The organism is Streptomyces sp. NPDC040610 (assembly GCF_055594065.1).
On sequence record NZ_JBVIXA010000002.1, the window covers coordinates 1,190,403 to 1,216,280 of the forward strand.

Genomic DNA, 25,878 nt, shown 5'->3' on the forward strand with positions numbered 1-25,878 from the left:
GCGGGCTTCTTGTCGACTGCCCGCCCCGTCCCACCCCCTCAGGCTCGGCGCCGGGCCCGCCGTCAGCGCCGGAAGCCGCCCTCCGAGTCGATGACCTGCCCTGTGATCCACTCGGCCTCGTCCGTCGCGAGCCACGCGATGAGACGGGCCGGGTCGTCGGGCATCCCCCAGCGACCCGCGGGGAAGAGCGCGGCGATGTCGTCGTACGCCTCGCCCGTGAGGTAATCCGTGTCCACGGGGCCGGGGTTGACGGTGTTCACGGTGACGGCGAGGTCGGCGAGCGAGGTGGCGAGCGAGCGGGTCGCCGAGGCGAGGGCGCCCTTCTGCAGGCCGTACGCGATCTCGCCCGGCATGCCGCCCGCGATGTCCTGGCCGGACGTCATCATCAGGACGCGGCCGCCGGGCGTGCGCGGCGCGAGCCCGGCGCGCAGCCTCGCGAACGCCTGCACGAGCAGGATCACCGAGCGGGTGTCGACCGCCCAGTGCGCGTCGAGCATGGCCGCGTCGATCTCGTCGAGGGTGCCGTCCCTGCCGCTGCGGGCGTGGTTGGCGACGAGGATGTCCAGGCGCCCGCCGAGCGCGTCGGCCGCATGGGCGACGAGTTCGGCGGGAGCGGCGGCGTCGGCGAGGTCGGCGGGGCCGTGGCGGACGCGGGCGTCCGGGTCGGCCCGCGCCGCGCGCACGGAGGCGGCGACGTCGTCCGGCCGGTCGGCGCCCCAGGGCATCTCGGCGTCGTGCGGCACATGGTGGTGCAGATAGACGCTCGCCCCGTACGCGGCGAGGCGGCGGGCGACGGCGTGGCCGATGCCTCCGCGACGGCTCGCGCCGGTGACGAGAGCGGTGCGCCCCCGCAACGGCAGCGGGTCGCGGCGGAGTTCGGCGGCGGTGGGCTGGGGAAGCTGGGGCATGGCAGCTGATGATGCGGCTCACCGCGCGCGGGCGCACGTGATTAACGCGGGCACGTGGTGATCCAGGGCGGGCGATGTCGGCCAGGGTGCTCGGGCCCAACCGAGCGTGGGCGAACGCCCGTTGTCAGTGGCTGCTGCCACGCTTCCCGTCATGACACCTACGGAGATCGTCACGGCGTTGTGGGACCGCATGCGGGCACGGGACTGGACGGGGGTGGAGGCGCTGCTGGCCGAGGATGTCGTCGTCGAGTGGCCGGTCAGCGCCGAGCGCATCGTGGGCAGGGACAACTACCTGCGCGTGAACGCGAAGTATCCGGAAGGCTGGTCGATCCGCCTGCTGCGGATCGTCGCGGACGGCGACACGGTGGTCTCCGAGGTGGAGGTGCCGCACGAGACCATGGGGATACACCGCGTGGCCTCCTTCTGGACCGTGTGGGACGGGCGGATCGTGGCGGGCCGCGAGTACTGGAGCAAGGTCGGCGCCGACCCGTCGCCCTCTTGGCGGGCGGACTTCGTGCAGCCGATGTGAGCCGGGGCCCGCCCTCCGCACGCCCCGCTCAGCAGCCGCAGTCCCCCCGTGCTCAGCAGCCGCAGTCCTCCCCGTCGGCGGGAGCCGTCAGCGGGTCGGCGGCGCGCCGCTCGGGGCCCTCCCAGGTCTCGTACGCGAAGCCCTCCCGGACCCAGTACTCGAAGCCGCCGAGCATCTCCTTGACCTGGAAGCCCAGCTGGGCCAGGGCCAGGGCGGCGCGGGTCGCGCCGTTGCAGCCGGGGCCCCAGCAGTACGTGACGACCGGGACCGACTTGTCCAGGATCTGCTCGGCCTGGGCCGGGATGAGCGCGGTGGGCAGGTGGACGGCGCCGGGGACGTGGCCCTGGTCCCAGGACGCCGTGGAGCGGGAGTCGAGGACGACGAAGCCGGGGTCGCCGTCGGCGGCGAGCGCGGAGGCGACGTCGGACACATCCGCGTGGAAGGCGAGGCTCGCGCCGAAGTAGGCGGCTGCCGCGGCGGGGGCGGCCGCGGGCACGCGCAGGACGGCGTTCGTGACGGCGGAGTTCGCGGCGTTCGTGCTGGTCGCGGCGTTCGTGAGGCTTGCGGAAGTGGTGTGGTTCATGGCCAAAAACCTATGGCCAAGGGCCGCTGTCCTGAAGGGGCGATTCCCTGTCCACCTCTTGATCAGCCGGGGTTTTCCCTGTTTCCTCTCGGACATGACCGCTTATTCCACGGACGCCACCGACTGGCGCATCCTCGACGTCCTCCAACGGCAGGGCCGGGCCAGTTACGCCGAGCTCGCGCGCGCCGTCTCCATGTCCCCGAGCGCGGTCACCGAACGCGTGCGGCGCCTGGAGGAGGCCGGTGTGATCCAGGGCTACGCGGCCGTGGTCGACCCGGAGCGCCTCGGCATGCCGGTACTCGCGTTCGTACGGCTCCGCTATCCGAACGGCAACTACAAACCGTTCCACGACCTGGTCGACGCGACGCCGGAGATCCTGGAGGCGCACCACGTCACCGGCGACGACTGCTTCGTCATCAAGGTCACCGCGCGCTCGATGCGGCACCTGGAGGAGGTCTCCGGCAAGATCGGCGCCCTCGGCTCGGTGACGACGAGCGTCGTCTACTCCTCTCCGCTGACCAGGCGCCCCCTGGGCCAGTGAGGCCGGCCGGGCGGCCCCTGCGGCTGTGAGGCGGCACCCCCCTGCTTGACGTGCAGGCTCCTGCTTGCATGATGGAGGGGTGAGCACCGACATGGACAAGGTCTTCAAAGCCTTGGCCGACCCCACCCGCCGTCTCCTGCTCGACCGGCTGCACGAGAACAACGGCCAGAGCCTGGGCGAGCTGTGCGAGGACGTGCGGATGTCCCGCCAGGCGGCCACCCAGCACCTCGGGCTGCTGGAGGCGGCCAATCTCATCAGCACGGTCCGGCGCGGCCGCGAGAAGCTCCACTACCTCAATCCGATTCCGCTCCAGGAGATGCAGGAGCGGTGGATCGACAAGTTCGAACGGCCCCGCCTGCGCGGGCTGAGCGCACTGAAGCAGAAGGCCGAGACCGCCATGAGCAGCAAGCCCGACTTCGTCTACACGATCTACATCGAGGCCACCCCGGACAAGGTGTGGGAGTGCCTCACCGACGAGGAGGCGACGGCCGCGTACTGGGGCCACCGCAACGTCTCCGACTGGCAGCCGGGGTCCGCGTGGGAGCACCGGCGCATCGACGGCTCCGGCGTCGCGGACGTCGTCGGGACCGTCGTGGAGTCGACCCCGCCGCGCCGCCTCGTCGTGACCTGGGCACCTCCGGGCGAGGAGCGCCCCGACGGCCCCTCACAGGTCACCTTCGACCTCACGCCGCACGACGACACCGTCCGGCTCACCGTCACCCATGAGAACCTGCGCGACGACACCGAGCGCCGCCGCGCCGCGGGCGGCTGGTCGATGGTCCTGTCGAACCTGAAGACGTACGCCGAGACGGGCAAGCCGCTGCCGGTGTCCCTGTGGTCCGGCGGCGACCGGAGCTGACGGCCGCACCTCAAGCCATCGCCCCTCAGGCCCCGCCCCGCTGCCGCACCACCGACCCCGCCCTGCCCTTCACGACCTCGAGCTGCGCGTGCACCCGGCGCCGCAGGTCCGCGACGTGGCTGACGATGCCCACGCTGCGGTCCCGCTCGCGCAGGGCGTCCAGGACGTCGAGGACCTCGTCGAGCGTCTGGTCGTCCAGGGAGCCGAAGCCCTCGTCGACGAAGAGGGTGTCCAGGCGCACGCCGCCCGCCTCGTCCGTGACGACGTCCGCGAGGCCGAGGGCGAGGGCGAGGGAGGCGAAGAACGTCTCGCCGCCGGAGAGGGTGCTCGCGTCGCGCTCGCGGCCCGTCCACGCGTCGACCACGTGCAGGCCGAGGCCCGAACGGCCGCGGCCGGTGCGGTCGTCGGAGTGGACGAGGGTGTAGCGGCCCGACGACATGCGGTGCAGGCGCGCCGTCGCGGCGGCGGCGACCTGCTCCAGGCGGGCCGCGAGGACGTACGACTCCAGGCGCATCCGGCGTTCGTTGTCGGCGGAGGTGCCCGCGGCCAGCGTGGCGAGGCGCGCCACGCGGTCGTGCGTCTCGCGCAGCGGGGCGAGCCGCCGGGCGGCGGCGGCCGAGCGGGCGGAGAGCCGGTCGAGTTCGGAGCGGCGGCGGGCGGCGGCGTCGCACGCGGACGCGACGGTGCGCACGCGTGCGGCGGCCGTGGCGGCGGTGGACTCGGCGGCGGCGAGCGGCGCGGGGGCCCGCTGTGCCGCGGCGGCCGCGTCGGGCTCGGCGAGCAGCGCGCGGACGGCGGCCTGTTCGTTCTGCCAGGCGTCGATGCGGTGCTGGAGCTCGCGGTGGCCTGAGTCGTCGAGGAGGGCGGCCGAGGCGGCGGCCGGGGTGTCGAACCCGGCGCGGTAGGCGGCGTCGGCGAGCCGGGCGTCGGCGTCCTTGAGGCGCTGGGCGGACTCGTCGGCGGCGCGCGCGGCATCGGCGGCGGCGGTGAGGAGGGCGGCCTGGCGCTCCAGTTGCGCGGCACGCTGGGCGACGCTCGCGGCGGTGCCGCGCGCACGGGCCAACTCCTCCTCCAGGCCCGCCTGTTCGGCGGCGATTGCGTCCCGGAGTGCGGCGCGGGAGTCGACGCGGCGGGCGGCCTCCTGCTGCGCGGTGACGCGGCGGTCGTGCTCGCGCTCGGCCTGGGCCAGCTCCTCGCGGGCGGCGTGCAGCCGCGACGCGCGGCCGCGGGCCTCGGTGTGGGCGTGCCGCAACTCCTCGACGGCCGCGGCGAGTTCGGCGACCGGCGTGCCGGACGCGGCCGCGGTGGCGGCGGCGAGGGACTCCCGTACGGCGGCGAGGTCCCGCTCGGCCGTGCCGCGTTCCTCGTCCGCGCGCTGGTGGGCGGCGAGGGCGGCCTCCTCGGCGGCGCGGTCGACGTGTCCGGCGGACTTCCGCGCGGGGGCGGGGTGTTCGGTGCCGCCGCAGACCGCGCAGGGCGCGCCGGGTTCGAGATGCGCGGCGAGTTCGGCTGCGATGTCCGCGAGGCGCGCCTCCTTGAGGCCGAGCCAGTGCTCGCGGGCCGAACCGGCGTGCTCGCGGGCGGCGAGGGCGCGTTCCTGGGCGGCGTCGGCCTCCTGGGCGAGGCGGTCGCGGCTGCGGGCGGCGTCGAGCTTCTCCTGCGCGGGCTGGAGCCGTCCCGCCAGGTGCTCGGTGCGGGCGGTGGCGTCCTGGGCGTCCTCGACGGCCTCGCGCAGCCGGGTCCTGCGGGCGTCCCAGTCGGCGAGCCAGCCCCCCGCGTCGGCGAGGAGTTCGTCGTCGGCCCGCTCCTGCTGGTCCAGGTCGGCGCGCTGGGCGGTCAGTTCGGCGAGGCGCGGCTCGGCGCGGCGGGCGGAGGCGAGGCCGCCGAGGTCCTCGCTGGCCCGGCGCGCGGCGCTCGCGAGGCCCGCGGCGCCCTCGTCGGCGTACGTGGCGGGGAGGTGCGCACGCGCGCGTGCGTCCTCGGCCGCGGCGCGCTGGTGCTCCTCGTCGGCCTCGGCGCGCAGGGCGAGGGCCGGGGCGACGGTCTCGGCCTTGCGGGCCCGCTCCATGCGGGCCGTGAGCTGCCGGTGGTCGGCGGCGCGCGCCTCCAGCCGGGCCGCGCGCTCCGTGGCGTCGGCGAACCGCCGTTGGAGCCGCGCCAGTTCGCGTACGTCGTCGAGCTCGGCGGCCGCCGCCGCGTGCGCGGACTCCGCGTGGGCGAGGGCGCTGCGGGCGATGTCGAGGCGCTCACGGGCGCCCGCGCGGGCCACGGCGGCCCAGGCGAGCACGGCGTCCGCGAGCCCCGGGTCACCGGGGGCGGCGTCCGGCAGCGGCAGCTCGGCGCCCGCGCCCCCTGCCTCCGCCGCCTGCTGCATGCGGTGCGCGTCCGCGAGCAGTTCCGCGTCGCCCGCGCGCACCCGCGCCTCCGCCGCGCGCCGCTGCTCGGCGAGCCGCGCCTCGACGGCGGCGAACCGGCGGGTGTCGAAGAGCCTGCCGAGGAGCTTGCCGCGGGCCTCGGCGTCCGCGCGCAGGAAACGGGAGAAGTCGCCCTGCGGCAACAGGACGACCTGGCAGAACTGCTCCTTGCTCATGCCGAGGAGCTGGCTGATCTCCTCGCCGATCTCCTGGTGGGAGCGGCTGAGGTCCTTCCAGCCGCTCGCGCCGCCGGAACTGGCGGCGGCGCCCGACGACTCCGCGGCGGAGGTGCCGCCCGCGCTGGAAGCCCCGTCGGCACCCGCGGCGGACGACCCGTCGGCACCCGAAGGCCCATCAGCGCCCGAAGGCCCATCAGCGCCCGAAGCCCCGTCGACACCCGAAGCCCCATCGGCACCCGCGCCAGAGCCCGCGCCAGCACCCGCCCCAGAAGCCCGGCCGACCCCCGCCCCGCCCCCGTACTCCCGCAGCCAACTCTGCGCCTTGTCCGTCGTCGTGCCCGTGCCGCGCTTCTTCGGGCGCTCCCAGGGCGGCTGCCGGGTGATCTCCAACCGGCGTCCGGCGACGGTCAGTTCGAGGCGCACCTCCGTGCGGGTGTCCGGGCTCGCGTGGTCGCTGCGCAGGGTCGCGCCCTGGCCGCCGCCCTGGCGCGGCCCGGGGACGGAGCCGTACAGGGCGTAGCAGACGGCGTCCAGGACGGAGGTCTTTCCGGCGCCCGTCGGGCCGTGCAGCAGGAAGAGCCCGGCGGCCGAGAGCTCGTCGAAGTCGATGTCCTGAGTGGTGCCGAACGGCCCGAAGGCGGTGATCCGCAGCCGGTGCAGCCTCATCGGGCCACCTCGCGGAGCACGTCGTCGGCGCGGACGGCGTCGAAGGCGTCCCGCAGCACGTCCCGCTCGCCCGCGTCGGGGCCCGCGCCGCGCACATGCGTCACGAAGTCCTCCGCGATCTGCTGGTCGTCGCGGCCCTTGAGCCGCTGGGCGTACGACACGTCGGGGTCCTCGGGGGCGCGGTCCGGGTCGAAGGCGAGGCTGAGGGTGTGCGGGAAGCGCTCGCAGAGGCGGGCCATGGGGTCGTCGGGGCGCACCGGGTCGGTGAGCGTCGCCTCGACCCAGGCCTCCTCGTGGCGGGCGAGCTCGGGGTCGGCGAGCAGCGTCGCGATGTCTCCCCGGATCCGGGCGAGGGGCCGCGGCACCGGGCAGGCGATCCGCTCGGCCCCGAGCTCCCCCGCCGCTCCGAGGTCGACGAGCCACATGCTCTTGCGGTGGGCGGACTCCGAGAAGGAGTACGGCAGCGGGGAGCCGCTGTAGCGCACGCGCTCGCTGATGGTCTGGCTGCCGTGCAGGTGGCCGAGCGCCACATAGTCGACGCCGTCGAAGACTCCGGCGGGCACGGCGGCCACCCCGCCGACCGTGATGTCCCGCTCGCTGTCGCTGGCCTCGCCGCCGGTCACGAAGGCGTGGGCGAGGACGACGGCCCTGGTGCCCGGCGTCCGGGCGGCCAGGTCGGCGCGCACCCGCTCCATGGCGGCGCCGAGCACGGCCTCGTGGCCCGCCCTGCGCACCCCGAACTCGTCCTTGACCAGCGCCGGTTCGAGGTACGGCAGGCCGTAGAACGCCACGTCCCCATGGGCGTCGGTCAGCACCACGGGCTGCCCGCAGCCCGCCGGGTCCGTCCGCAGGTGGATGCCCGCGCGGCCGATGAGCCCGGCGCCGACGCCGAGGCGGCGCGCCGAGTCGTGGTTCCCGGAGATCATCACCGTCGGCACGCCGAGGTCGGCGAGCCGGTGCAGCGCGTCGTCGAACAGCTCGACGGCGGCGAGCGGCGGCACCGCCCTGTCGTACACGTCTCCCGACACGACGACGGCGTCCACCTCGCGCGCACGGGCCGTGGCGACGAGGTGGCCGATGAACTCGGCCTGGGCGTCGAGCATGTTCACGCGGTGGAACGCCCGGCCCAGATGCCAGTCGGACGTGTGCAGAATTCTCAAGACGCCGCTCCGGCCCGCATGCTCGCTCTCCCCTCCTGTGCTCCGGATCGGGGACCGTCCCAGCACGGGCCCCGCCGACAGCACCCACCACGCTAGCGCCTCTCGGCACCTGCTCGATCACGGACCTCAGTACGCCCCTGGCGACGGCGGCGATTCCGGGGACCGGTACTCGGGCGGCTGCTCCTGCTCCGTGGACGGCGAGGGGGACGAAGACGAGGCGGAGGCGGACGGCGACGACGGCTCGCCGGAGGACGGGGAGGGGGACGGCGAGGAGGACGAGGGCGAGGGGGACAGGGACGCGGACGGGGACGGCTGGTTCACCGGCGGCTCCGTCTCCTTGTCGCCGGCGCCCGTGTCGCCCTTGTCACGCTCGAACCACTTGCCGCTCTTCGGGTCGTACATGACGAACACGTTCACGACATGGGCGGCGGGCGCCACGAACACGACATTCGACGAGCGGTACCCGGGCCAGGCGTCGCCCGTCCGCTTCGGGGTGCCCTGCTGCGCGACGGGGGGCAGCAGCGGGTTGCCGCAGGCGCAGCGCACCCGCGGCACGCCCCGGTCGTCGACGAGTACGGCGGTCCCGGCCTGGAGGACCGCCTGGTAGGCGGTGGGGGCGCCGTCGCGGTAGCCGTGGTTGGTGACGCGGGTGTCCATGCGCAGCTGTGCGGGCGTGAGCGCCCGCAGGTAGGCGGGGACGGCGGCCGCGTCGATGTCGAGGACCGAGGCGAACGCCTTGTTCTTCGCCGGGTCCTTCCCGAGGACGTCGACCTGCTTCTCCACGTCGCAGGCCCCGACCTTGCGCGTCCCGCCGTAGAGGCCGGGGGCGGAGCCGTCGACGCCACGCGTCACGTTCGCCGACGCCGACGTACTGGCCACGGGCGTCGGGGACGGCGGGGTGTCGTCGTCCCGGGCCGTCGACTCGGTGAAGGGATCCGGGCCCGACTTCCCCGCGGCCTGGAGGAGGACCTCGCCGCGGGACTCCTTGGTGCCCTCGGGCCGGGTGAGGACGACGGTCAGCACCACGGCGGCCACGACGGCGAGGCCGATCATCGCCACGCGCGGCGCGGACTTCCACCAGGGGCGGTCCGGCTCGGGGCCGCCGCCGGGTCCCTCGGGCGGCTCGTTCGATCCCCCACCCCTGCCCCCGTCCCCGCCTCCGCCTGGGCCCTGGCCGCCCGACGGGCCCGAAGGCCGGTCCCCGCCGGGTGGCGGCGTCGAACCGGGCGGGCCCGCGCCCGGGGTCCCGCTCTGCTGGGTGGCGCCCGGCTGCGAGGGGCCCGAGAGCGGGCCGGAGGGGGGTCCTGTGGGACGACCTGAGGACGGCGGCTCGACGCTCACGAAGACTTCTCCCCTGCGTAGGGTGCGACGAACGGACCTGGTCACGCTTTCCACTGTTCTGTGTGACTTATTCCGTTACGCGCCCATTGTGCGTACCGACCCCTGAGGGCCCGCGGGCCGACGCGGGGTGCCGCGGGTCGACGCGGTCGGCCCTCCCGAGGGGCGCGCCGGCGCGGGGCTGCTTAGCGTGACAACGTGAGTCACCAGACACCGCCCGGCCGGGCAGGCACGCAGCGCGCGCCGCAGAGCCGACGGGACCCCCACGGCTGGCCGCACGCCCTCCTCGCCGTGCTCGCCGCCCTGGTGGCCATGGCCGTCGTCGCCGCGCTCGGACTGTGGGCCGCGGGGGCCGGGGACCTGCCCGACGGCGCGTTCCCCTCCGTGGTCGCCGCGGTCGTCGTCATGGCGGTCGGCGGCTCCGTCGGCCTCTCCGGCGGCGCCGGGGGGATCGCCGACACGGACGCGGGACTCTCCGTGGTTCCGCTCTCGGTCTCCCTCGTGGGCGCGCTGGTGATCGCCGCCGGGTTCCTCAGGCCGCTGCGGCACCGGGCCGTCGCCGACACCAAGGAGCTGACCGGCTGGGCCGCCCGGATCGCGCTCCTGTGGGTCCTGCTCCTCGTGGGCCTCGGCCCGGTGGCCCGCCACCGGTTCACCATCGAGCTCGGGGAGGGCACCGCGGCCGACATCGGTGACCTCCTCGGCGCCTCGCCCAAGGTCGGGTTCGAGACGGATGTGCCGCCGACCCTCGTGTTCGGCCTGCTGTGGCTCGCGGGCGTGTTCGCCATGGCGCTGCTGGTCTCGCGCGGGGCGCCGCTCCCCGCCCGCCTGGTGCGCTTCCAGGAGTCGGTGCGGCCCGCGGCGTACGCCATGGTGGTCCTGCTGCTCGCGTACGTCGTCCTGGGGCTCGTCATCGGCGTGGGCGTGGCGGCGACGCAGGGGCACACCGCCGAGACCCTCGCGGTGCTGCTGCTCGGCCTTCCCAACCTCCTCTGGCTCGCCTTCACCCTCGGGCTCGGCGCGTCCTGGGAAGGGCGCGTGGACGGGCCGTTCGGGTTGCCCATGCCGCGCGTCCTCGACCAGGTCCTGCGGACACCGAGCGACTCCACGCTCAGTCTGCGGACGCTCTCCGACCACGACGACCGGGTGTGGTGGCTGCTGGTCGTCGCGGCGGTGATGGTGCTGGGGGCCGCGTTCCTGATGGCGGCGCGCTCGCCCGCCCGGATGCGGGCCTGGCAGCACGCCGTGCACATGGCGGTGGCGCTGGCCCTCACGGTGCTCACGGTCTGTCTGCTGGCCGGGGTCTCCGCCCACGCCGGCCTCTCGCTCCTGGGCATCGGCGACCTCGGCGGCGGCCTCACCGGCCTCGTGAAGCTGCGGCCGCACCTGGGGACCGCGCTGCTGCTCGCGGTGGCCTGGGGCCTGGTCGCCGGGTTCATCGGCGGGCTCCTGGCGCGGCGGGTCCACCGGCGCGGCGAGGTGGGGCAGGCCAGCGCAGACCGACTCTGACAGGTGCTGTCGGGCGCTTACGAGCGCTTTCGGGCCTACCCGGGCAGCCGCCGGAAGACCGGCCGGGCCCAGCTCGGCGGTTCCGGAGGCGCCCCCGGACCGGCCGGTGCCCCCACGACCTGAAGGTCGACCTGCGTCGGCGGGTGCCCCTGGGCGCTGCTGCCCGTGACCGCGGCGCGCAGCGCGGCCACGAACTCCAGGCAGGAGCCGTACCGCTCGTCGGGGCTCTTGGCCAGCGCCTTCGCGAGGACCCCGTCGAGGGCCCCGGGGCTGCCGGGGCGCTGCTCGGTCAGGCGCGGCGGCTGGTCGTACTGATGGGCCCAGAGCAGCGCCATGTCGTCGTCGCGCTGGAAGGGCGGCCCGCCCGCCATGGTCTCGTGGACGACGCAGGCGAGGCTGTAGACGTCGCACCTGCCGTCCACGGGGCGGCCCGAGATCTGCTCCGGCGCGACGTAGTCGAGCGTCCCGACGAACTGGCCCACGGACGTGAACCCGGTCAGCGAAAGCGACTTCTTCGTCAGGCCGAAGTCGGTGAGGTAGACGTGCTCCGGGTGGTCGCTGTCCGTGCCCTTGGCCACGAGGATGTTGCCGGGTTTGACGTCGCGGTGGACGAGTCCGTGGTCGTGGGCCGCGTCGAGCGCGGACGCGACCTGCGCGGCGATGCGCAGGGCCGTGCCGACGGGGAGCGGACCCGAACGGTCGAGCAGATGGCGCAGGTCGAGCCCGGGGACGTAGCGCATGGCGATGTAGAGCACGCCGTCGGTCTCGCCCGCCTCGAAGACCGGCACGATGTGCGGGTGCTCGATCGCGGCGGCCACGCGGGACTCGTGCGTGAAGCGCTGCCGGAACGTGTCGTTGCGGGCCAGCTCGGGGGCGAGCAGCTTCAGGGCGACGGTCCGGTCGAGGCGCAGGTCCTTGGCCCGATAGACGACGGCCATCCCGCCGCGCCCGATCTCGCTCTCGACCCGGTAGCCCGCGATCTGCTTCCCGACCAGGTCCGAGGGGCGCCCGGAGTGCGGACCGCTGCCCGACGGCGCTTCGCGCGGCGCGCTCCCCATCAGGCGTCACCGGGCCGGCCCCGCGACGGGTCCGGATCGACCGTGACGGGAGGGATGCGCCGGGTGGGCTCTTCTCCGTACGGGTCGGGGGTACCACCTGGGCCGTACGGCTTGGAGGTACCGCCTGGGCCGTACGGGCCGGGGGCGCCGCCTTGGCCGGACTCGCCGGAGTTGGCGCCATCACCGTACGGAGCATGCGCCGGACCCGTACCGGCATCCGATACGGCCTCGACCACCTGCGTCGGCTCCGGCCCCGCGGCCTGCCCGCCGTCCTCCGGGGCCCCGCCCGCCCCGTCGCCGTGCGCGCTCGGCACCTGCCCCGCCGCGTACGTACTGAGCCGTGTCCCGTCGCAGAAGACCCACCGCTCGTGTTCGGCGTCGTAGAGCCACACCGACTCGCCGTCCACGATCATGCCGACCCGCAGTCCACGGGTCCGGCGGTTGAAGGACTCGCCGTCCGCCGTGCCGCTCGCCAGTTCCTCCGCCGCCCGCCGGTAGCGGGCCATGGCGTCCTCGGCGCGGGCCAGGAGCGGGCGCGGGTCCGCCGTGCGGGTCAGGGGGTGGCCCGCGGCCGGGGGATCGTGGGGCACGGCGACCAGGAGGCGGCCGTCGACCCAGGCCGACCAGCCGTTGGCGCAGACGATCCGGCCCCAGTCGCCGAGCCGGTCGACCAGTTGCACGGGCAGCAGGGCGTCGAGGGGCGTCGTCGGCCGGTTCGCGTCCGGCGCCTCCCAGGCGGGCAGCCCGTCCTGGGGGACGACATGTGTGGGCCGGAAGTCCGCAGTGGTCATCTCGTCCGCTCCCGCTCCTGTTCGCCGTGGCGCTCCCGCGCTGTCCCTGCTCGCCGTTCGCTACTTCCGCATGATCGCGGGTTCGTGCCGCCGCAGCAGCCTGGCGACCGCGTACCCGAAGACGGCCGAGAGGGCCACCAGCGCGCCCATGTTCAGCAGCCAGACACCCGCGGAGTGCCGGAACAGCGGATCGGCCGTCAGCTCCCCCGGGACGATCCTGCCGAGGCCGATGGTCCCGGCCATCGCGCCGAGCGCCCACCGCGAGGGCACGAGCCACGCCAGTTGCTCGACACCGGGCACGCCGTGGAGCTTCAGGAGCGCGCCGCAGAAGACCACTTGGACGATGGCGAGGAGCACGAGCAGCGGCATCGTCACCTCTTCCTTGCGCACCAGGGCCGAGACGAGAAGGCCGAGCATCATGGCCGTGAAGGCGAGAAGGGCCACCGCCAAGGTGATCTCGACCAGCGGAGGCATCAGGACCCCCTCGCCCGCGGGTGCGTCGAGGTCGACCCCGAGCAGGGCGACCAGGGTCAGCACGACGGCCTGCAGCACGGTGACGGTGCCGAGCACGACGACCTTGGACATCAGATACGCCGATCTGGAGAGCCCCACGGCCCGTTCGCGCTGGTAGATCACGCGCTCCTTGACCAGCTCCCGCACGGCGTTGGCGGCGCCGGTCAGGACTCCGCCCACACACAGGATGAGCAGGGCGTTCATCGCCGTCTCCTGCGTCAGCCTGCTCCCGGCGAGGGCGCGGGCCATGGCGCCCATCACGAACGGCAGCGCGATCATGATGGCGAGGAAGGTCCGGTCCGCGCCGAGGGCGGCCGCGTACCGCCGCACCAGGGTGCGCAGTTGGGAGCCCCAGCTCTGCGCCTTCGGCGGCGGCGCGAAGGCGACGGGCGCACCCGCGCCGCCCTGACCCGTGCCGCCCTGCTGCGGGAGATACGGCTGGGCGGAGGAGTTGACGATGTACTGCTGGTGCAACGGCGACTGCCGGTAGCCCTCCGCCCAGTCCCGGTCGCGTTCCCCCTCGAAGGCCTCGAACGCCTCGGGCCACTGCTCGTAGCCGAAGAACGGGAGCGCGTCCTGGGGCGGCCCGTAGTAGGCGATCCTGCCGCCCGCCGCGAGCACGAGGAGCCGGTCGCACACGTCGAGGCTGAGCACGCTGTGCGTGACGACGATGACGGTCCGGCCGTCGTCGGCGAGGCCGCGCAGCATGTGCATCACCGAGCGGTCCATGCCGGGGTCGAGCCCGGACGTCGGCTCGTCGAGGAAGAGCAGCGACGGCTTGGTGAGCAGTTCGAGGGCGACGCTCACGCGCTTGCGCTGGCCGCCGGAGAGGCTGTGGATGGGCTGGTCGACGCGCTGTTCGAGGCCGAGTTCACGGATGACCTCGTCGACCCTGGCCTTGCGTTCCGCCTTCTCGGTGTCCTGGGGGAAGCGCAGTTCGGCGGCGTATCCGAGGGCCCTGCGCACGGTGAGCTGGGTGTGCAGGATGTCGTCCTGCGGTACGAGACCGATGCGCTGGCGGAGTTCGGCGTAGTCGCGGTAGAGGTCGCGGCCGTCGTAGAGGACGGTGCCGCCGTCGGCGGGGCGCTGGCCGGTGAGGGCGTTGAGGAGGGTGGACTTCCCCGCGCCGCTGGGTCCGACGACGGCGAGCAGGCACTTCTCGCCGACGGGGAAGGAGATCCGGTCGAGGAGCGTCCTGCGGCCCCGGTCGACGGCGACGGTCAGCTCCTGCACGTCGAGCGACACCTCGCCGGTGTCGACGTACTCCTGCAGTTGGTCCCCGACGAGGCAGTACGCGCGGTGGCCGACGCCGACGATGTCCCCGGGCATGACCGGGGCGCGGGCGACCGGCTGGCCGTTGAGATAGGTGCCGTTGTGGCTGCCGAGGTCCACGATCTCGTACGTGCCGTCGGCGAGGTGGCGCAGCTCCGCGTGGCGGCGGGAGACGACCAGGTCGTCGACGACCACGTCGTTGTCGGCGGCGCGGCCGATGCGGACGGTGCGGGTGGGCAGCGGGCGCACGGTCGTCGGCTGCCGGAAGGTGCCGGTGGCCGAGGGCGTGCGGACGGCGGAGGGGCGCTCGGGGGCGGCGGGCGGGGGCGGCTCGCGGCCGACGAGCACCGCGCGGGGGCCGTCCGTGGCGTTGCCGAAGCGCAGGACGCTGCCGGGGCCGACGCTCCACTCCTGGACTCGGTGTCCGTCGGCGTAGGTGCCGTTCGTGCTGTGCTCGTCGGCGATCGTCCAGTGGTCGAGCTCGGCGTGCAGCACCGCGTGGTGCCAGGAGACGCGGGCGTCGTCGATGAAGACGTCGCTCAGGGGGTCACGGCCGACGTGATAGTCCCGGCTCGGACTCATCACCGTGGAGCCGGTGTCGGTCTCGAGGACGAGTTCGGGCGCAGTCGGCGTCACGGGCCGCTTCCCCATGCCCGAATTCTACCTATTCGCACATGTTCGCGCCTGATCTCGGGCCCGAGGCCCGAGTGCCCCTGGGGCCAGACCTCGTCCCGGCCCCGCCCCAACCCGCCCCGACCGACCCGCCCCGGGGCGGGCCCCAACCGCCGTCAGGCGTCCCCGTACGCCTCTCCCCCGAGCTCGAACGCCGCGCTGCCCGCCGTGGCGTCCGCGAGCCACGCCTTGAAGGCCTCGACGTCGGCGTCGGGAAGGCCGATCTCAATGGTCACCACGTCCCCGTACCGCACGTCGCGCACCTCGCGCCCCGCCGACCGCAGATCGTTCTGGATCTTGCCCGCGCGCTGGTGGTCGACCGTGACGGTGGCGAGCCGGAAGCGCCTGCGGGTCAGGGTGCCGAGCGCGTCGAGCGCCTCGCCGACGGCTCCGCCGTAGGCGCGGATCAGGCCGCCCGCGCCGAGCTTGACGCCTCCGTAGTAGCGGGTCACGACGGCGACGACGTACCGCATGTCGCGGCGGAGCAGCATCTGGAGCATGGGGACGCCCGCGGTGCCGCCCGGTTCGCCGTCGTCGCTCGCCTTCTGCACGGAGGCGTCGGCGCCGATGACGTACGCGAAGCAGTTGTGCGTGGCCGTCGGGTGTTCCTTGCGGACGCGGGCGACGAAGTCCTGGGCCTCCTGCTCGGTGGCGGCGGGTGCGAGCGCGCACAGGAAGCGCGAGCGGTTGATCTCGGTCTCGTGCACGCCCTCGCGGGCCACGGTGCGGTACTCGTCCTGCATCAGGCCACCCTATGCGCTCGCCCCGCGGGCCCCCCGCGCACCGGCCGTCGGGCCCGACGTGGGAATCCCGGACCGCGCCGCGCGGGCCGCCGGTACAGTGATCGACTGTGACGTCACCCTCGAAGTCCACCGGCGAAGTAACCGACGAGACCGGCATATTGGGCGCGCTCCTCGCCGAGGAGCCCGTCGTCGTGGTCGAGACCCGCGAGGACCCGGCCGACGCCGTCCTGTTCCCCGAAGAGGTCGCGTACGTGGCGAAGGCGGTGCCGAAGCGGCAGCGCGAGTTCACCACCGCGCGGCACTGCGCCCGCACCGCGCTCGCCCGGATCGACGTGCCGCCCGGGCCCATCCTGCGCGGCGACAAGGGCGCCCCGGTGTGGCCCGACGGCGTCGTCGGCAGCATGACGCACTGCCTGGGCTACCGCGCCGCGGTCGTCGCCCGCGCCGGTGCCGTCCTCTCGGTCGGCGTCGACGCCGAACCGGCCGAGCCGCTGTCCGACCCCGGCGTCCTTGAGCTGGTCAGCGACGAGAAGGAGCGCGCCGCGCTGGCCGCGCTCGCCGTCACGGAGCCCTCCGTCCCCTGGGACCGGCTGCTGTTCAGCGCCAAGGAGTCGGTCTACAAGGCGTGGTTCCCGCTCGCCGGGCGCTGGCTCGGCTTCGAGGACGCGCACCTGGACATCCGCGCGGACGGCACGTTCACCGCCGAGCTCCTGGTGGAGGGTCCCGTGGTCGCGGGCTCGCGCCTGACGGGGTTCTCCGGCACGTGGCTGGTGCGGGACGGGGTCGTCGTGACGGCCATCGTGATGCGGGCGGAGCAGGCGGGCTAGGACAAGGATCGGGCCCCGGGCAGGGCTCGGCGCGTCACCCCGGCGCTTCCGCACGCCGGGGCGCCCTCACGCGAGCTCTGCCAGCGTCCCCCAGAACATCTCCTCGTAGTCCTGGAGCAGCCGCCCCTGCCGCAGTGCCGTCGCGGGCGTGAGGCGCTCCAGGTCGATGCCCTCCTGGAGCGCGGCGAGGGTCGCGCGGTCGAGGTCGGGCGCGGGTCCGGCGAAGAAGTCGAAGAAGCCGCAGGCCTCGTCGGAGAAGCCGTAGTGCCCGCGCAGCGCGTCCGCGAGCGCGCCGCAGTAGCCGCCCCACGCCGCGAAGTTGGCGGTCAGGGCGAGCACGGCGTCGGCCGGTTCGGCGTTCAGGGCGAGCCAGGCCACGTACGCGGGATAGGCCTGGCAGCCCGCTGTCGGGACGTACGCCTCCGCCTGCTCCGCGTCCACCCCGCAGGCGGTGAGCAGCGGGCCGAGCCGGTCGAGGGCGACCGCCTCGCCCTCGGCGAGCCCCGCGAAGAAGGCCGCGCAGGCGGGCAGGCCCGCGTCGGCGGAGCGGGCGGCCAGGTGCAGGAAGGAGCGGCGGTCGGCCGGGATGACCCGGCACTGCTCCAGGGCGAGCGCGGCGAGCGCGCGCCGGTCGGCGCCGCCGTCCGCGACGAGGGGCACCAGCGGATTGGCGTGCGGCTTCGGGGCCAGCTCCGCCGTGGCGCCGTCCAGGAGTTCGCGCGCCGTGCCGTGCGGGCGCTCGCGGGGCGTCGGTGTCATCGGTCGGCCTTTCCGTGCGTACGGAACCTACGGAACCCATGAAACACAAGTGACATACATGACTCACACGGCCAACCGCACATTTCGGTACGGCTGCCGCGGATGTTAACTTCTACAGTGCTGTAGAAATTAGCTGGCCACAACCGCCGGCACCAACTGATGGAGTTTTTCCATGGCCCTGTGGGACCGCTTGAAGGAATCCGCGTCGACGATGCAGGCGCAGCTGACGGCGAAGAAGAACGACCTCACGAGCGGGGCCTTCCGCGACTCCAGCATGGCGATGTGCGCGCTGGTCGCGGCCGCCGACGGCACCGTGGACGCCGCCGAGCGCCAGCGCGTCGCGCAGCTGATCGCCACCAACGAGGTGCTGCAGAACTTCGACGCGGACGACCTGCGACGCCGCTTCGACGCGTACGTGGACAAGCTCACGGCCGACTTCGCGTTCGGCAAGGTGAGCGTGTTGCAGGAGGTCGCCAAGGCCAAGAAGAAGCCCGCCGAGGCGCGTGCCGTCATCCAGATCGGCATCGTCATCGGCGGCGCCGACGGCGACTTCGACAAGGACGAGCAGGCCGTGGTGCGCGAGGCGTGCTTCGCCCTCGACCTGCCGCCGCACGAGTTCGACCTCTGACGGTTCCTCAGGGCCGCGCGTCCGGACCCGCGGGATCGGCGCGTCACAGCGGCGTGGCGGCCCGCAGGACGAGCACCATCGTCACGGCCGCGTTCGCCGAGGACATCGCGGACACGGCGGTGCCGCACGCGGCGCCCCAGAGCGCGAGGCCCATCGCGGTGAACAGCGAGGGCCGGGTGCGGGCCGCGGGCGCGGGGCCGAGCAGGGCGGCGACGCGGCGCGGCACCGGGCCCGCCGCGGCGAGACCCGCGAGTCCCGCGAGCGCGGGCCCGGCCGTCCGGGGGCGCGCGAGTGCGGCCTTGCCGATGGCACGCGCCACCACACGCCGATCCCGTACGACCGCCGCGGCCTCCTCGTCGGCCCACCGCTCGGCGGTGTACGCGGTGGCCGTGCGCAGCGGCCGCAGGAACGGGTTGGCGCGCGCCGCCAACTGCGTCACCAACAGGAACCGGTGGTGGCGCGCGGCGAGATGGGCCCGCTCGTGCGCGAACAGGGCGCGCCGTTCGTCGGGTTGGAGCCGGTCGAGCAGCGCACGGCTGACGACGACGCGCCCGTGCGGCGCGCTCCGGCCCCCGGGCCGACGTCGAGGCAGCAAACGACCCCTGGCCCGCCGCTCCTTCCCGGGCAGCGCGTAGGCGTACGCCTCGGTCGCGTCCGGCAGCACGGCCACCGACGTCCCGGGCAGCCCGGCGAGCGCCCGCCACCCCCGGCGTCGTACCGTCACATGCCGCCACAGCGTGCGCGCCAGCGCCGCGCAGACGAGCGTCAGCGCCGGGATCGCCGCCCGGCCCGCGACCTCGTCGTAGGGCAGCGCGGCGCGGACCTCCGGGTCCGACCAGCCGTCGGGCAGCGGGTTGCCGGGGAGTTGGGCGGTGCCGACGACCATGAGCAGGGCCAGGCAGAGTGTGCTGCACAGGGCCATCACGGCGGCCAGTGCGGTCAGCAGGCGGGTGGCGGTGCGCGGGTGCAGATGCTGGGCGGCGAGCCGGGCGACCGGCCAGGCGCTCAGCGGCAGCACGAGCGGCAGGAAGACGAAGAGCCCCATGCGTCCGGTCAGTCCTCCGCGCCGGCGCCGCCGCCCGCCTCGCCGAGCAGATCGCGCAGCAGCCGCTCGTCGTCGGCGGACAGGGTGGTGACGAAGCTGGCGAGCACCGCCGAGCGGTCACTCTCGCCGTCGAGGACCTTGCGCATGCGCAGCGCGGCGAGCCCCGCCTCGTCGGCGGTGGACCGCCACACGAAGGAGCGGCCCGCGCGTTCACGTGTCACCACGTTCTTGGCGAGCAGGCGCGTGAGAATCGTCATGACCGTCGTGTACGCGAGGTCGCCGCCGATGCGCTCCTGCACCCAGGCCGCGCTCACAGGGCCGCGCGCGCCGTGCAGCGCCGCGAGCACCTGGGCCTCCAGCTCGCCCTGCCCGCGCCTGCGCGGACGCGGCTCCCGCGACCCGTCTGCGTGCTGCGTCATGCCGTGTCCTCGCCTCCCTTCGCGGTGTGCCGCGCCTGCCGCCGCCGCGCGTGCTTCCGTCGTCTCGCGCCCCCTCGCACCACATACATCACGTATGTCGCGTACGTCTCATAGGGAGCGCCACATCGTAACGGCCGGAAGGGGCTGTACCCCCTTCGGGCGCTTCTACACTCATGTAGATTCTAAGTCCCGGTCCTGACCACGGCCGGGAGCGAATCTCGGTAGCGGACCACAGGAGGACACGTGGGAGTTTCCCTCTCCAAGGGCGGCAATGTCTCGCTGAGCAAGGAGGCGCCCGGCCTCACGGCCGTGCTGATCGGCCTGGGCTGGGACGTGCGGACCACCACCGGCACGGACTACGACCTCGACGCCAGCGCGCTGCTCTGCGACGACTCCGGCAAGGTCGTCTCCGACCAGCACTTCATCTTCTACAACAACCTCACGAGCCCCGACGGCTCCGTGGAGCACACGGGCGACAACCTCACCGGTGAGGGCGAGGGCGACGACGAGGCCGTGAAGGTCAACCTCGCCGGGGTGCCCCCGCAGATCACGAAGATCGTGTTCCCGGTGTCGATCCACGACGCGGAGAACCGCGGCCAGAGCTTCGGCCAGGTCCGCAACGCCTTCATCCGCGTGGTGAACCAGGCGGACAACCAGGAGATCGCCCGCTACGACCTCTCCGAGGACGCGTCGACGGAGACCGCGATGGTCTTCGGCGAGCTCTACCGCCACGGCGCCGAGTGGAAGTTCCGTGCCGTCGGCCAGGGTTACGCGAGCGGCCTGCGCGGCATCGCATCGGACTTCGGCGTCAACGTCTGACGCCCGCCCGGCGGCGCCGCGGACACGACGGCCGACCGCCCGGACCCGACGGCGGCGCGGCCCGGGAATCCCCCGGACCGCGCCGCCGTTGGCGTAGTGAGACCGACGACACCCCTGGAGGCCCGACATGTACGGCGACCCCGCCACCGTCCGCAGGATCCTCACCGGACTCGGTGACACCTGGGCCGTCGTCGGCCTGTCGAACAACGAGCGGCGCGCCGCGCACGGCGTCGCCGAGGTGCTTCAGCGGTACGGCAAGCGGATCGTGCCGGTCCACCCGAAGGCGGAGACGGTGCACGGCGAGAAGGGGTACGCCTCGCTGGCGGAGATCCCCTTCGACGTCGACGTCGTGGACGTGTTCGTGAACAGCGACCTCGCAGGCGCCGTCGCCGACGAGGCGGTCGCCATCGGCGCGAAGGCCGTGTGGTTCCAGCTCGACGTCATCGACGAGGCGGCGTACGAACGCACGCGCGCCGCGGGCCTCGACATGGTCATGGACCGGTGCCCCGCCATCGAGATACCGCGGCTCGGACCGTCGGCGTAGGCGGAGGGCCTTACCGCGTGGGCGGAGTGCCGCACCCCGTAGGCACGATGCCGTCCGCGCGGTGTCAGAACGGGCGCTCCGGCCAGTCCAGCAGGCGCGCTCCGATCACCGCCGTCTGGAGTGTGTAGCGGTGCAGGGGGTCGGCCGGGTTGGTGCCGGTGAGGCGGTGGATGCGGTCCAGGCGGTACGTCAGGGCGCGCACGCTGAGGTTCAGGCGTCGGGCCGCCTGGGCCGCGACGCAGCCGGTGTCGAAGTAGGCCGACAGCGTCTCGATGAGGGGCTCGGCGCCGCCCCGGGTCCCCCGCAGCGGGCCGAGGGTGTTCAGGACCAGGTCGGCCATGGCCTGCCGGTCGCGGGTCAGGACCGGGTAGACGAGGAGGTCGGCGGCGCGCAGGACGGGCGCGGCCAGGCCCAGTCGCGCGGCGAGGTCCAGGGCGCCCAGCGCCTCCTCGTACGACTGGACGACGCCGCCCGGACCGGGCTGCGGGCGGCCGATCGCGACCCGGCCGCCCTCGGTGGCGGTGTGCGCCTGCTCCGCGAAGAAGTCGAGGACGTCGTCCTGGTCGCCGGGGGCCACGCACACCAGGCGGCCGTCCTTGGTGGTGACCAGGACACTGCGGTCGCCGAAGCGGGCCGCGAGCGCCTGCTCGACGGCGCGGGGTGCCCTGTCGCCCTCCTCGTAGGCGCCCTCGCCCTGTGCGACGGCCACGGCGTGGGCCAAGGACAGGCGTAAGCCGAAGCGTTCGGCGCGCTCGGCGAGCAGGCCGAGGTCGCTGCGTCCGTGCAGCAGGTCGTCGATGAACTCGCGCCGTGCGGTCTCCTCCTGACGGATCGCCAGGCGCTGCGCGCGTTCGTACCCTTCCGCGAAGGCGTCCACCGCCTGCTCCACGGCGGCCAGCAGGGACTCGGCGGACACCGGCGCGGCGGGGCCCGTCCCGTACGCCCGCGTCGCCGCGAGGTGCGCGCCGACCAGGGCCCGCAGCCCGTACCCGGCGTCGGCCGCCCGCTCGCCGAGCGCGCGCCGCGACTCCAACTCCTCGCGGGTCAGCCCGCGACCACTCGCGGACGCGTCGGCGAGTATCCGCGCATACCCGTCCAGGTAGTCCCCCGGTATGTCATGACTCCCCATCAGCAACCCCCGCGCCCCGATCAGTTCCTGACGCCTTTTTAACGCACGGTGGGTGGGCGGAATGGGTGGGGGTTGGGGTGTGGGCGAGGTTGTGGGTGGGGGTGGGGCGTTGGTGGATGTCGGCTCGGGGGCGGCGAGCCTCGGCCCCCCGTCGCCTGCGGTCGCCGCCCGGCCGCCAAGGGGCGGGCGCGGGTGCGACGTCATGCGCAGTCGGCGTGCGGCCAGGGGTCGTCCGCGGGATCGGTGTCCGCGGGGTCGGTGTCCACGGGTTCGGCGGGAGGGTTCTCGGCGGCGAGGGCGGGGCGGGGGCGGGTCCGGCCCGGGGTGAGCGCCACCGAACAGGGCGCCGCCCAGAAGAAGTCGCCGGTGGCGTCGTACGCGTGCAGCAGGGCGCTGCTGCCCACCGCCAGTGGCTCCCCCGGTGCGGACGGGTCCTGCCGGACCTCGACGACAGCCACGGTCCCGTCCGGGGCGGCCACTTCGGCGCGGCCGGACTCCAGGTCGACCCAGCCGGTGCGGACCGTGCACACGGAGCCGACGAAGTCCCGCGGCGACGGGTCGGCGCGGCCACTCGGGCCCCGCGCCGCCGTGCGGACGAGCGCGCGCGTCGCCCCGTACGCGAGGAGCGCGGCCACCACGAGCAGCCCCACGTCCCCCGTCGCGTGCGCGAGCCCCGTCCAGCCGGTCCGCGCGAGCGCGACGGTGCCCGCGAGGCTCACCACCCAGCCCGTGCCCACCATCAGCGACACGGCCACGGACACCGGCACGCCGCCGAGCCCGACGGCGCCCAGGTCGGCGTCCTCGTCGAAGCTGTCGGCCCGGCCCAGGCCCACCGCGACGAGCAGCCAGAAGCAGACCACCACCGCCAGCGCGGAGGTGAAGGCCACTCCTGGAAACCCCACCGCCGCGTCGATCAACTCCCCCATGCCCCCGCCCCCTTGACCGGTCACGCACGGGAGCCGCACGCACCCGGGTGCCGGATCTCGTTTCCGTGATCCGGCACCCGGGCCCTCGCCCCCCGTCCCTGCACCCCCATCCTGACGCGACCATGCCCTTCGGCGCACTGCCATTTTCCGGCAATCTTTACGCGCTCTTGATGCCGCACGGGCGCGCGGCTGCAAGCCGTGAGCCAACAGGGCAGGTGGGACGGGCGCGGGCAGCCGGCGGGGCGGGAGGCGTGCGCAGGGGGCCGGGGCGCGCGAAGTGGGCGGCGAGCGCAGGTGGCGCGGGATGCCCCGAGTGGGGGGTTGGCGCCCCTGACGTGCGGGGCGTCGAGCCGGGGCATCCCGTGCCGGTCTCGTATCGCGCGCCGCGCGCGGCCCTGCACGGCCCGCGGCGTCGCCGGAAGACGGAACGTATGCCGTGGACGCGGAAATCGTTGTCAGGCAGACTGCCGCTTCCGGCACGCGACTTCGGCGTTCATGACAACCGCATCCATGACAGGCATGACCGTACCGGGGTCCGTGCCCGTGGGAGCGTCGGAGTTCCGCCACTGTCGGCATTCCGACGCCCAGGACAGGGAAGACGGTGGCATGGACGCGACACCGGAGCAGACCCCGCCACCCTCGCCACCCCCGCACGCCCCGGTGCTCACCGGGCTCGGCGTCGACCCCGGCGACGAGCGCGTGTACCGCGCGCTGCTCGCGGCCCCCGGCTCGACGCTCACCGCCCTCGCGGCGGCCACCGGCCTCACCGAGGAGTCGGTGCGCGGGCATGTGCGCTCACTGGCCGAGCTGGGGCTCCTGACGGGTGCCGCGGACGGCACGGAGCGGCTCACCCCGGCCCCGCCCGACGTGGCGCTCGAAGTGCTCGCGCTGCGCCGCCAGGAGGAGATCGCGCACGCGCGCCTCGCCGCGGCCGGGCTCGCCGAGGAGTTCCGGGCCGGGCGGCTGCGCGGCGAGGGCTCGCCGGTGCAGGTGCTGCGCGGGCGTGAGGCCATCGCCCAGCAGTTCTTCCAGACCCAGCAGATGGCCAAGAGCGAGATGCTGATCCTGGACAAACCGCCCTATGTGGTGGAGCCGTTGCGGCGCCAGGACACCGTGCAGCGCGAGCGCCTGGACAAGGGCCTGCGCTATCGCGCGATCTACGACCAGGCGGGACTCGACGGCCCCGGCCGCGTGGAGGCCACCCGGGAGCTCGCCGAGCGCGGCGAGGAGAGCCGGGTCCTCGCGGACGTACCGCTGAAGCTGGTCGTCGCCGACCGCAAGGTGGCGCTCGTGCCGTTCGTGCTGCCCAGCGAGGAGGAGATCCTGGTCCTCCAGCAGTCCGCGCTGCTCGAAGGGCTGATCGCCCTCTTCGAACTCCTCTGGCAGCGGGCCACGCCCCTGTGGCCCCCGGCCCCGGCCGCCCACGCCGGGCTCTCCCCCGACGACGAACTGCTGCTCGCCCATCTGCGCGCCGGGCTCACCGACAGCGCCATCGCCCGCCGCCTCGGCGTGGCCCAGCGCACGGTGGAGCGCCGGATGAGCCGGATCATGGCGGTGCTCGGGGTGCGGACGCGGTTCCAGGCGGGGGTCCGCACGACCGCGCTGTACGGCCGCGGCGACGACGGTCGCCCGGGGCAGGGTCTTACGGAACGGTGACGCGGGGCCCCGGCGCGGGCCCGGCGGGCCGTTCGCTGCCTAGCGTGGGCGGCATGCGGGTACTGGTCACCGGCGGAGCCGGGTTCATCGGAACACACATCGTCGACGCGCTGCTCGCGCGCGGCCACGAAGTCGTCTCGTACGACGCGGTCCTCGCCTCCGCGCACGTCGGACCGCCGCGCGCGGCCCGGCCCGGGGAACGGCTCGTCGTCGGGGACGTGCGCGACCCCGACGGCGTGGAGTCGGCCCTTGCCGGTGTCGACGCGGTGTGCCACCAGGCGGCGATGGTCGGGCTCGGCAAGGACTTCGCGGACGCGCCCTCGTACGTCGGCTGCAACGACCTGGGCACGGCGGTGCTGCTCGCCGCTATGGCGCGCGCCGGGCTGCGGGACCTGGTGCTCGCCGGGTCGATGGTCGTCTACGGAGAGGGGCGGTACGTGTGCGCGCGGCACGGCGTCGTGCGGCCCGGGCCCCGTGCCGAGAAGGACCTGGCGGCCGGGCGGTTCGAGCCGCTCTGCCCGTCCTGCGGCGCGGAGTTGGCGCCCGGCCTGGTGGCCGAGGACGCGCCCGTCGACCCGCGCAACGTGTACGCCACGACGAAGCTCGCGCAGGAGCACCTGGGCGCGGCGTGGGCCCGCTCGACCGACGGCCGCGCGGTGTCGCTGCGCTACCACAACGTCTACGGCCCCGGCATGCCGCGCGACACGCCCTACGCCGGGGTGGCCGCCCTGTTCCGCTCGGCGCTCGCCCGCGGCGAGGCGCCGCGCGTCTTCGAGGACGGCGGCCAGCGGCGGGACTTCGTGCATGTACGGGACGTGGCGGCGGCCGCGGCGACGGCCCTGGAGTCCGTGCGGGACGCGGCGGCCGCCGGGACGTTCACCGCGTACAACACGGGCAGCGGCGACCCGCACACCGTCGGCGAGCTGGCCCACGCCCTCGCCGCCGCCCACGGCGGCCCCGCACCCGTGGTCACCGGCGAGTACCGGCTCGGCGACGTACGCCATGTGACGGCGGACTCGGCACGGCTGCGGGCGACACTCGGTTGGCGACCGGAGGTCGACTTCGCGGCGGGGATGCGGGAGTTCGCGGGGGTGGGGGTGGGGTGAGGGGGGCCTGTGCGGGGGGGTGTGGGGCAGGGAGCCTGCGTGGCGGGGGTTGTAGGGCGGGGGGCCTGCGCGGCGGGCGTCGTGGGGCAGGGGGCCTGCGTGGGGGGGCGCTGTGGCGCGGGGCGCCTGCGTGGCGGACGTCATGGCGCGGGATGCCTGCGCGGCAGGCCCTGTGGTGAGGGGGCGCCTTCGCGGCGGGCCCTGCGGTGGGGCGCCTTCGCGGGGCTCGCGTGGCGGCGCGCCGGGCGGGGTGCGCTCGGCGGGGCTCGGGGGCTGTCCGGCGGG

Annotated in this window: 24 protein-coding genes; 10 read left to right on the plus strand and 14 right to left on the minus strand. The window is 74.6% G+C overall.

Annotation, left to right across the window (positions count from 1 at the left end; all coding sequences use genetic code 11):
- Nucleotides 1–62: 62 nt before the first annotated feature.
- The gene (locus ACZ6AA_RS11565) at nucleotides 63–908 is read right to left on the minus strand and encodes an SDR family oxidoreductase (protein ID WP_468459556.1); all 846 of its coding nucleotides are present in this window, start codon (nucleotides 906–908) and stop codon (nucleotides 63–65) included.
- 151 nt (nucleotides 909–1,059) lie between these two features.
- Between ACZ6AA_RS11565 and ACZ6AA_RS11570 the strand changes: the two genes are divergently transcribed.
- Nucleotides 1,060–1,437 carry a nuclear transport factor 2 family protein gene (locus tag ACZ6AA_RS11570; protein ID WP_468459558.1) on the plus strand — a complete coding sequence of 126 codons (378 nt, stop codon included), beginning with the start codon at nucleotides 1,060–1,062 and terminating at the stop codon, nucleotides 1,435–1,437.
- A 52-nt stretch (nucleotides 1,438–1,489) separates the two neighbouring features.
- Here the strand turns inward: ACZ6AA_RS11570 and ACZ6AA_RS11575 are convergent, their stop codons facing one another.
- Nucleotides 1,490–2,020 (minus strand): rhodanese-like domain-containing protein, encoded by a 531-nt coding sequence (locus tag ACZ6AA_RS11575; RefSeq protein WP_468459559.1) that lies wholly within the window; start codon nucleotides 2,018–2,020, stop codon nucleotides 1,490–1,492.
- A 94-nt stretch (nucleotides 2,021–2,114) separates the two neighbouring features.
- Between ACZ6AA_RS11575 and ACZ6AA_RS11580 the strand changes: the two genes are divergently transcribed.
- Together ACZ6AA_RS11580 and ACZ6AA_RS11585 are read left to right on the plus strand one after the other, a co-directional pair.
- Entirely contained in the window at nucleotides 2,115–2,561 is a 447-nt protein-coding gene (locus tag ACZ6AA_RS11580) for an Lrp/AsnC family transcriptional regulator (RefSeq protein ID WP_385718894.1), read from the plus strand.
- Between the two features lie 91 nt (nucleotides 2,562–2,652).
- Nucleotides 2,653–3,420, plus strand: a complete 768-nt coding sequence (locus tag ACZ6AA_RS11585; RefSeq protein WP_471457878.1) for an ArsR/SmtB family transcription factor — start codon at nucleotides 2,653–2,655, stop codon at nucleotides 3,418–3,420.
- 25 nt (nucleotides 3,421–3,445) lie between these two features.
- Here ACZ6AA_RS11585 and ACZ6AA_RS11590 read toward each other — a convergent pair whose 3' ends face one another.
- The 3 genes from ACZ6AA_RS11590 to ACZ6AA_RS11600 all read right to left on the minus strand — a co-directional run bounded on the left by ACZ6AA_RS11590 (nucleotide 3,446) and on the right by ACZ6AA_RS11600 (nucleotide 9,180).
- A complete protein-coding gene (locus tag ACZ6AA_RS11590; RefSeq protein WP_471457565.1) occupies nucleotides 3,446–6,679 on the minus strand; it encodes an AAA family ATPase in 3,234 nt (1,077 codons plus the stop codon).
- Nucleotides 6,676–7,839 carry an exonuclease SbcCD subunit D gene (locus ACZ6AA_RS11595; RefSeq protein WP_471457567.1) on the minus strand — a complete coding sequence of 388 codons (1,164 nt, stop codon included), beginning with the start codon at nucleotides 7,837–7,839 and terminating at the stop codon, nucleotides 6,676–6,678. Before ACZ6AA_RS11595 ends, ACZ6AA_RS11590 begins: the two co-directional genes overlap by 4 nt.
- A gap of 126 nt (nucleotides 7,840–7,965) precedes the next feature.
- Complete coding sequence (locus tag ACZ6AA_RS11600; protein WP_468459564.1) at nucleotides 7,966–9,180, minus strand: DUF6777 domain-containing protein; 1,215 nt, start codon at nucleotides 9,178–9,180, stop codon at nucleotides 7,966–7,968.
- A gap of 195 nt (nucleotides 9,181–9,375) precedes the next feature.
- Here ACZ6AA_RS11600 and ACZ6AA_RS11605 point away from each other — a divergent pair, with 195 nt between their 5' ends.
- Complete coding sequence (locus tag ACZ6AA_RS11605) at nucleotides 9,376–10,686, plus strand: streptophobe family protein (protein WP_471457569.1); 1,311 nt, start codon at nucleotides 9,376–9,378, stop codon at nucleotides 10,684–10,686.
- A gap of 35 nt (nucleotides 10,687–10,721) precedes the next feature.
- Here ACZ6AA_RS11605 and ACZ6AA_RS11610 read toward each other — a convergent pair whose 3' ends face one another.
- From ACZ6AA_RS11610 to ACZ6AA_RS11625, 4 genes are all read right to left on the minus strand, one after another.
- Nucleotides 10,722–11,744 carry a serine/threonine-protein kinase gene (locus ACZ6AA_RS11610; protein ID WP_468459568.1) on the minus strand — a complete coding sequence of 341 codons (1,023 nt, stop codon included), beginning with the start codon at nucleotides 11,742–11,744 and terminating at the stop codon, nucleotides 10,722–10,724.
- Complete coding sequence (locus tag ACZ6AA_RS11615) at nucleotides 11,744–12,535, minus strand: hypothetical protein (RefSeq protein ID WP_471457571.1); 792 nt, start codon at nucleotides 12,533–12,535, stop codon at nucleotides 11,744–11,746. Before ACZ6AA_RS11615 ends, ACZ6AA_RS11610 begins: the two co-directional genes overlap by 1 nt.
- A 60-nt stretch (nucleotides 12,536–12,595) precedes the next feature.
- Complete coding sequence (locus tag ACZ6AA_RS11620; RefSeq protein ID WP_468459571.1) at nucleotides 12,596–14,971, minus strand: FHA domain-containing protein; 2,376 nt, start codon at nucleotides 14,969–14,971, stop codon at nucleotides 12,596–12,598.
- Nucleotides 14,972–15,108: 137 nt separating this feature from the next.
- Nucleotides 15,109–15,735 (minus strand): YigZ family protein, encoded by a 627-nt coding sequence (locus ACZ6AA_RS11625; RefSeq protein WP_468459572.1) that lies wholly within the window; start codon nucleotides 15,733–15,735, stop codon nucleotides 15,109–15,111.
- Nucleotides 15,736–15,893: 158 nt separating this feature from the next.
- On the opposite strand from ACZ6AA_RS11625, the gene ACZ6AA_RS11630 reads away from it, so the two are divergent.
- A complete protein-coding gene (locus ACZ6AA_RS11630) occupies nucleotides 15,894–16,562 on the plus strand; it encodes a 4'-phosphopantetheinyl transferase family protein (protein ID WP_468459688.1) in 669 nt (222 codons plus the stop codon).
- A gap of 66 nt (nucleotides 16,563–16,628) precedes the next feature.
- On the opposite strand, the gene ACZ6AA_RS11635 is transcribed toward ACZ6AA_RS11630, so the two are convergent.
- Nucleotides 16,629–17,321, minus strand: a complete 693-nt coding sequence (locus ACZ6AA_RS11635; protein ID WP_471457574.1) for a transcriptional regulator — start codon at nucleotides 17,319–17,321, stop codon at nucleotides 16,629–16,631.
- 172 nt (nucleotides 17,322–17,493) lie between these two features.
- Between ACZ6AA_RS11635 and ACZ6AA_RS11640 the strand changes: the two genes are divergently transcribed.
- Nucleotides 17,494–17,949 carry a tellurite resistance TerB family protein gene (locus ACZ6AA_RS11640; protein ID WP_468459576.1) on the plus strand — a complete coding sequence of 152 codons (456 nt, stop codon included), beginning with the start codon at nucleotides 17,494–17,496 and terminating at the stop codon, nucleotides 17,947–17,949.
- 43 nt (nucleotides 17,950–17,992) lie between these two features.
- On the opposite strand, the gene ACZ6AA_RS11645 is transcribed toward ACZ6AA_RS11640, so the two are convergent.
- Entirely contained in the window at nucleotides 17,993–18,994 is a 1,002-nt protein-coding gene (locus ACZ6AA_RS11645) for a M48 family metalloprotease (protein WP_468459578.1), read from the minus strand.
- Between the two features lie 8 nt (nucleotides 18,995–19,002).
- Nucleotides 19,003–19,413 (minus strand): BlaI/MecI/CopY family transcriptional regulator, encoded by a 411-nt coding sequence (locus ACZ6AA_RS11650; protein WP_468459580.1) that lies wholly within the window; start codon nucleotides 19,411–19,413, stop codon nucleotides 19,003–19,005.
- A gap of 243 nt (nucleotides 19,414–19,656) precedes the next feature.
- On the opposite strand from ACZ6AA_RS11650, the gene ACZ6AA_RS11655 reads away from it, so the two are divergent.
- The gene (locus ACZ6AA_RS11655; protein WP_030358670.1) at nucleotides 19,657–20,232 is read left to right on the plus strand and encodes a TerD family protein; all 576 of its coding nucleotides are present in this window, start codon (nucleotides 19,657–19,659) and stop codon (nucleotides 20,230–20,232) included.
- Between the two features lie 127 nt (nucleotides 20,233–20,359).
- Nucleotides 20,360–20,776, plus strand: a complete 417-nt coding sequence (locus tag ACZ6AA_RS11660; protein WP_468459582.1) for a CoA-binding protein — start codon at nucleotides 20,360–20,362, stop codon at nucleotides 20,774–20,776.
- Between the two features lie 64 nt (nucleotides 20,777–20,840).
- On the opposite strand, the gene ACZ6AA_RS11665 is transcribed toward ACZ6AA_RS11660, so the two are convergent.
- The gene (locus ACZ6AA_RS11665) at nucleotides 20,841–21,905 is read right to left on the minus strand and encodes a PucR family transcriptional regulator (RefSeq protein WP_468459583.1); all 1,065 of its coding nucleotides are present in this window, start codon (nucleotides 21,903–21,905) and stop codon (nucleotides 20,841–20,843) included.
- 200 nt (nucleotides 21,906–22,105) lie between these two features.
- Nucleotides 22,106–22,831, minus strand: coding sequence for a hypothetical protein (locus tag ACZ6AA_RS11670; protein ID WP_471457578.1), 726 nt, complete (start codon nucleotides 22,829–22,831; stop codon nucleotides 22,106–22,108).
- Nucleotides 22,832–23,437: 606 nt separating this feature from the next.
- On the opposite strand from ACZ6AA_RS11670, the gene ACZ6AA_RS11675 reads away from it, so the two are divergent.
- Both ACZ6AA_RS11675 and ACZ6AA_RS11680 read left to right on the plus strand, forming a co-directional pair.
- On the plus strand, nucleotides 23,438–24,487 hold the full coding sequence (locus ACZ6AA_RS11675; protein WP_468459587.1) for a LuxR C-terminal-related transcriptional regulator: 1,050 nt from the start codon (nucleotides 23,438–23,440) through the stop codon (nucleotides 24,485–24,487).
- A 53-nt stretch (nucleotides 24,488–24,540) separates the two neighbouring features.
- Entirely contained in the window at nucleotides 24,541–25,593 is a 1,053-nt protein-coding gene (locus tag ACZ6AA_RS11680; protein WP_468459589.1) for an NAD-dependent epimerase/dehydratase family protein, read from the plus strand.
- Nucleotides 25,594–25,878 lie beyond the last annotated feature (285 nt).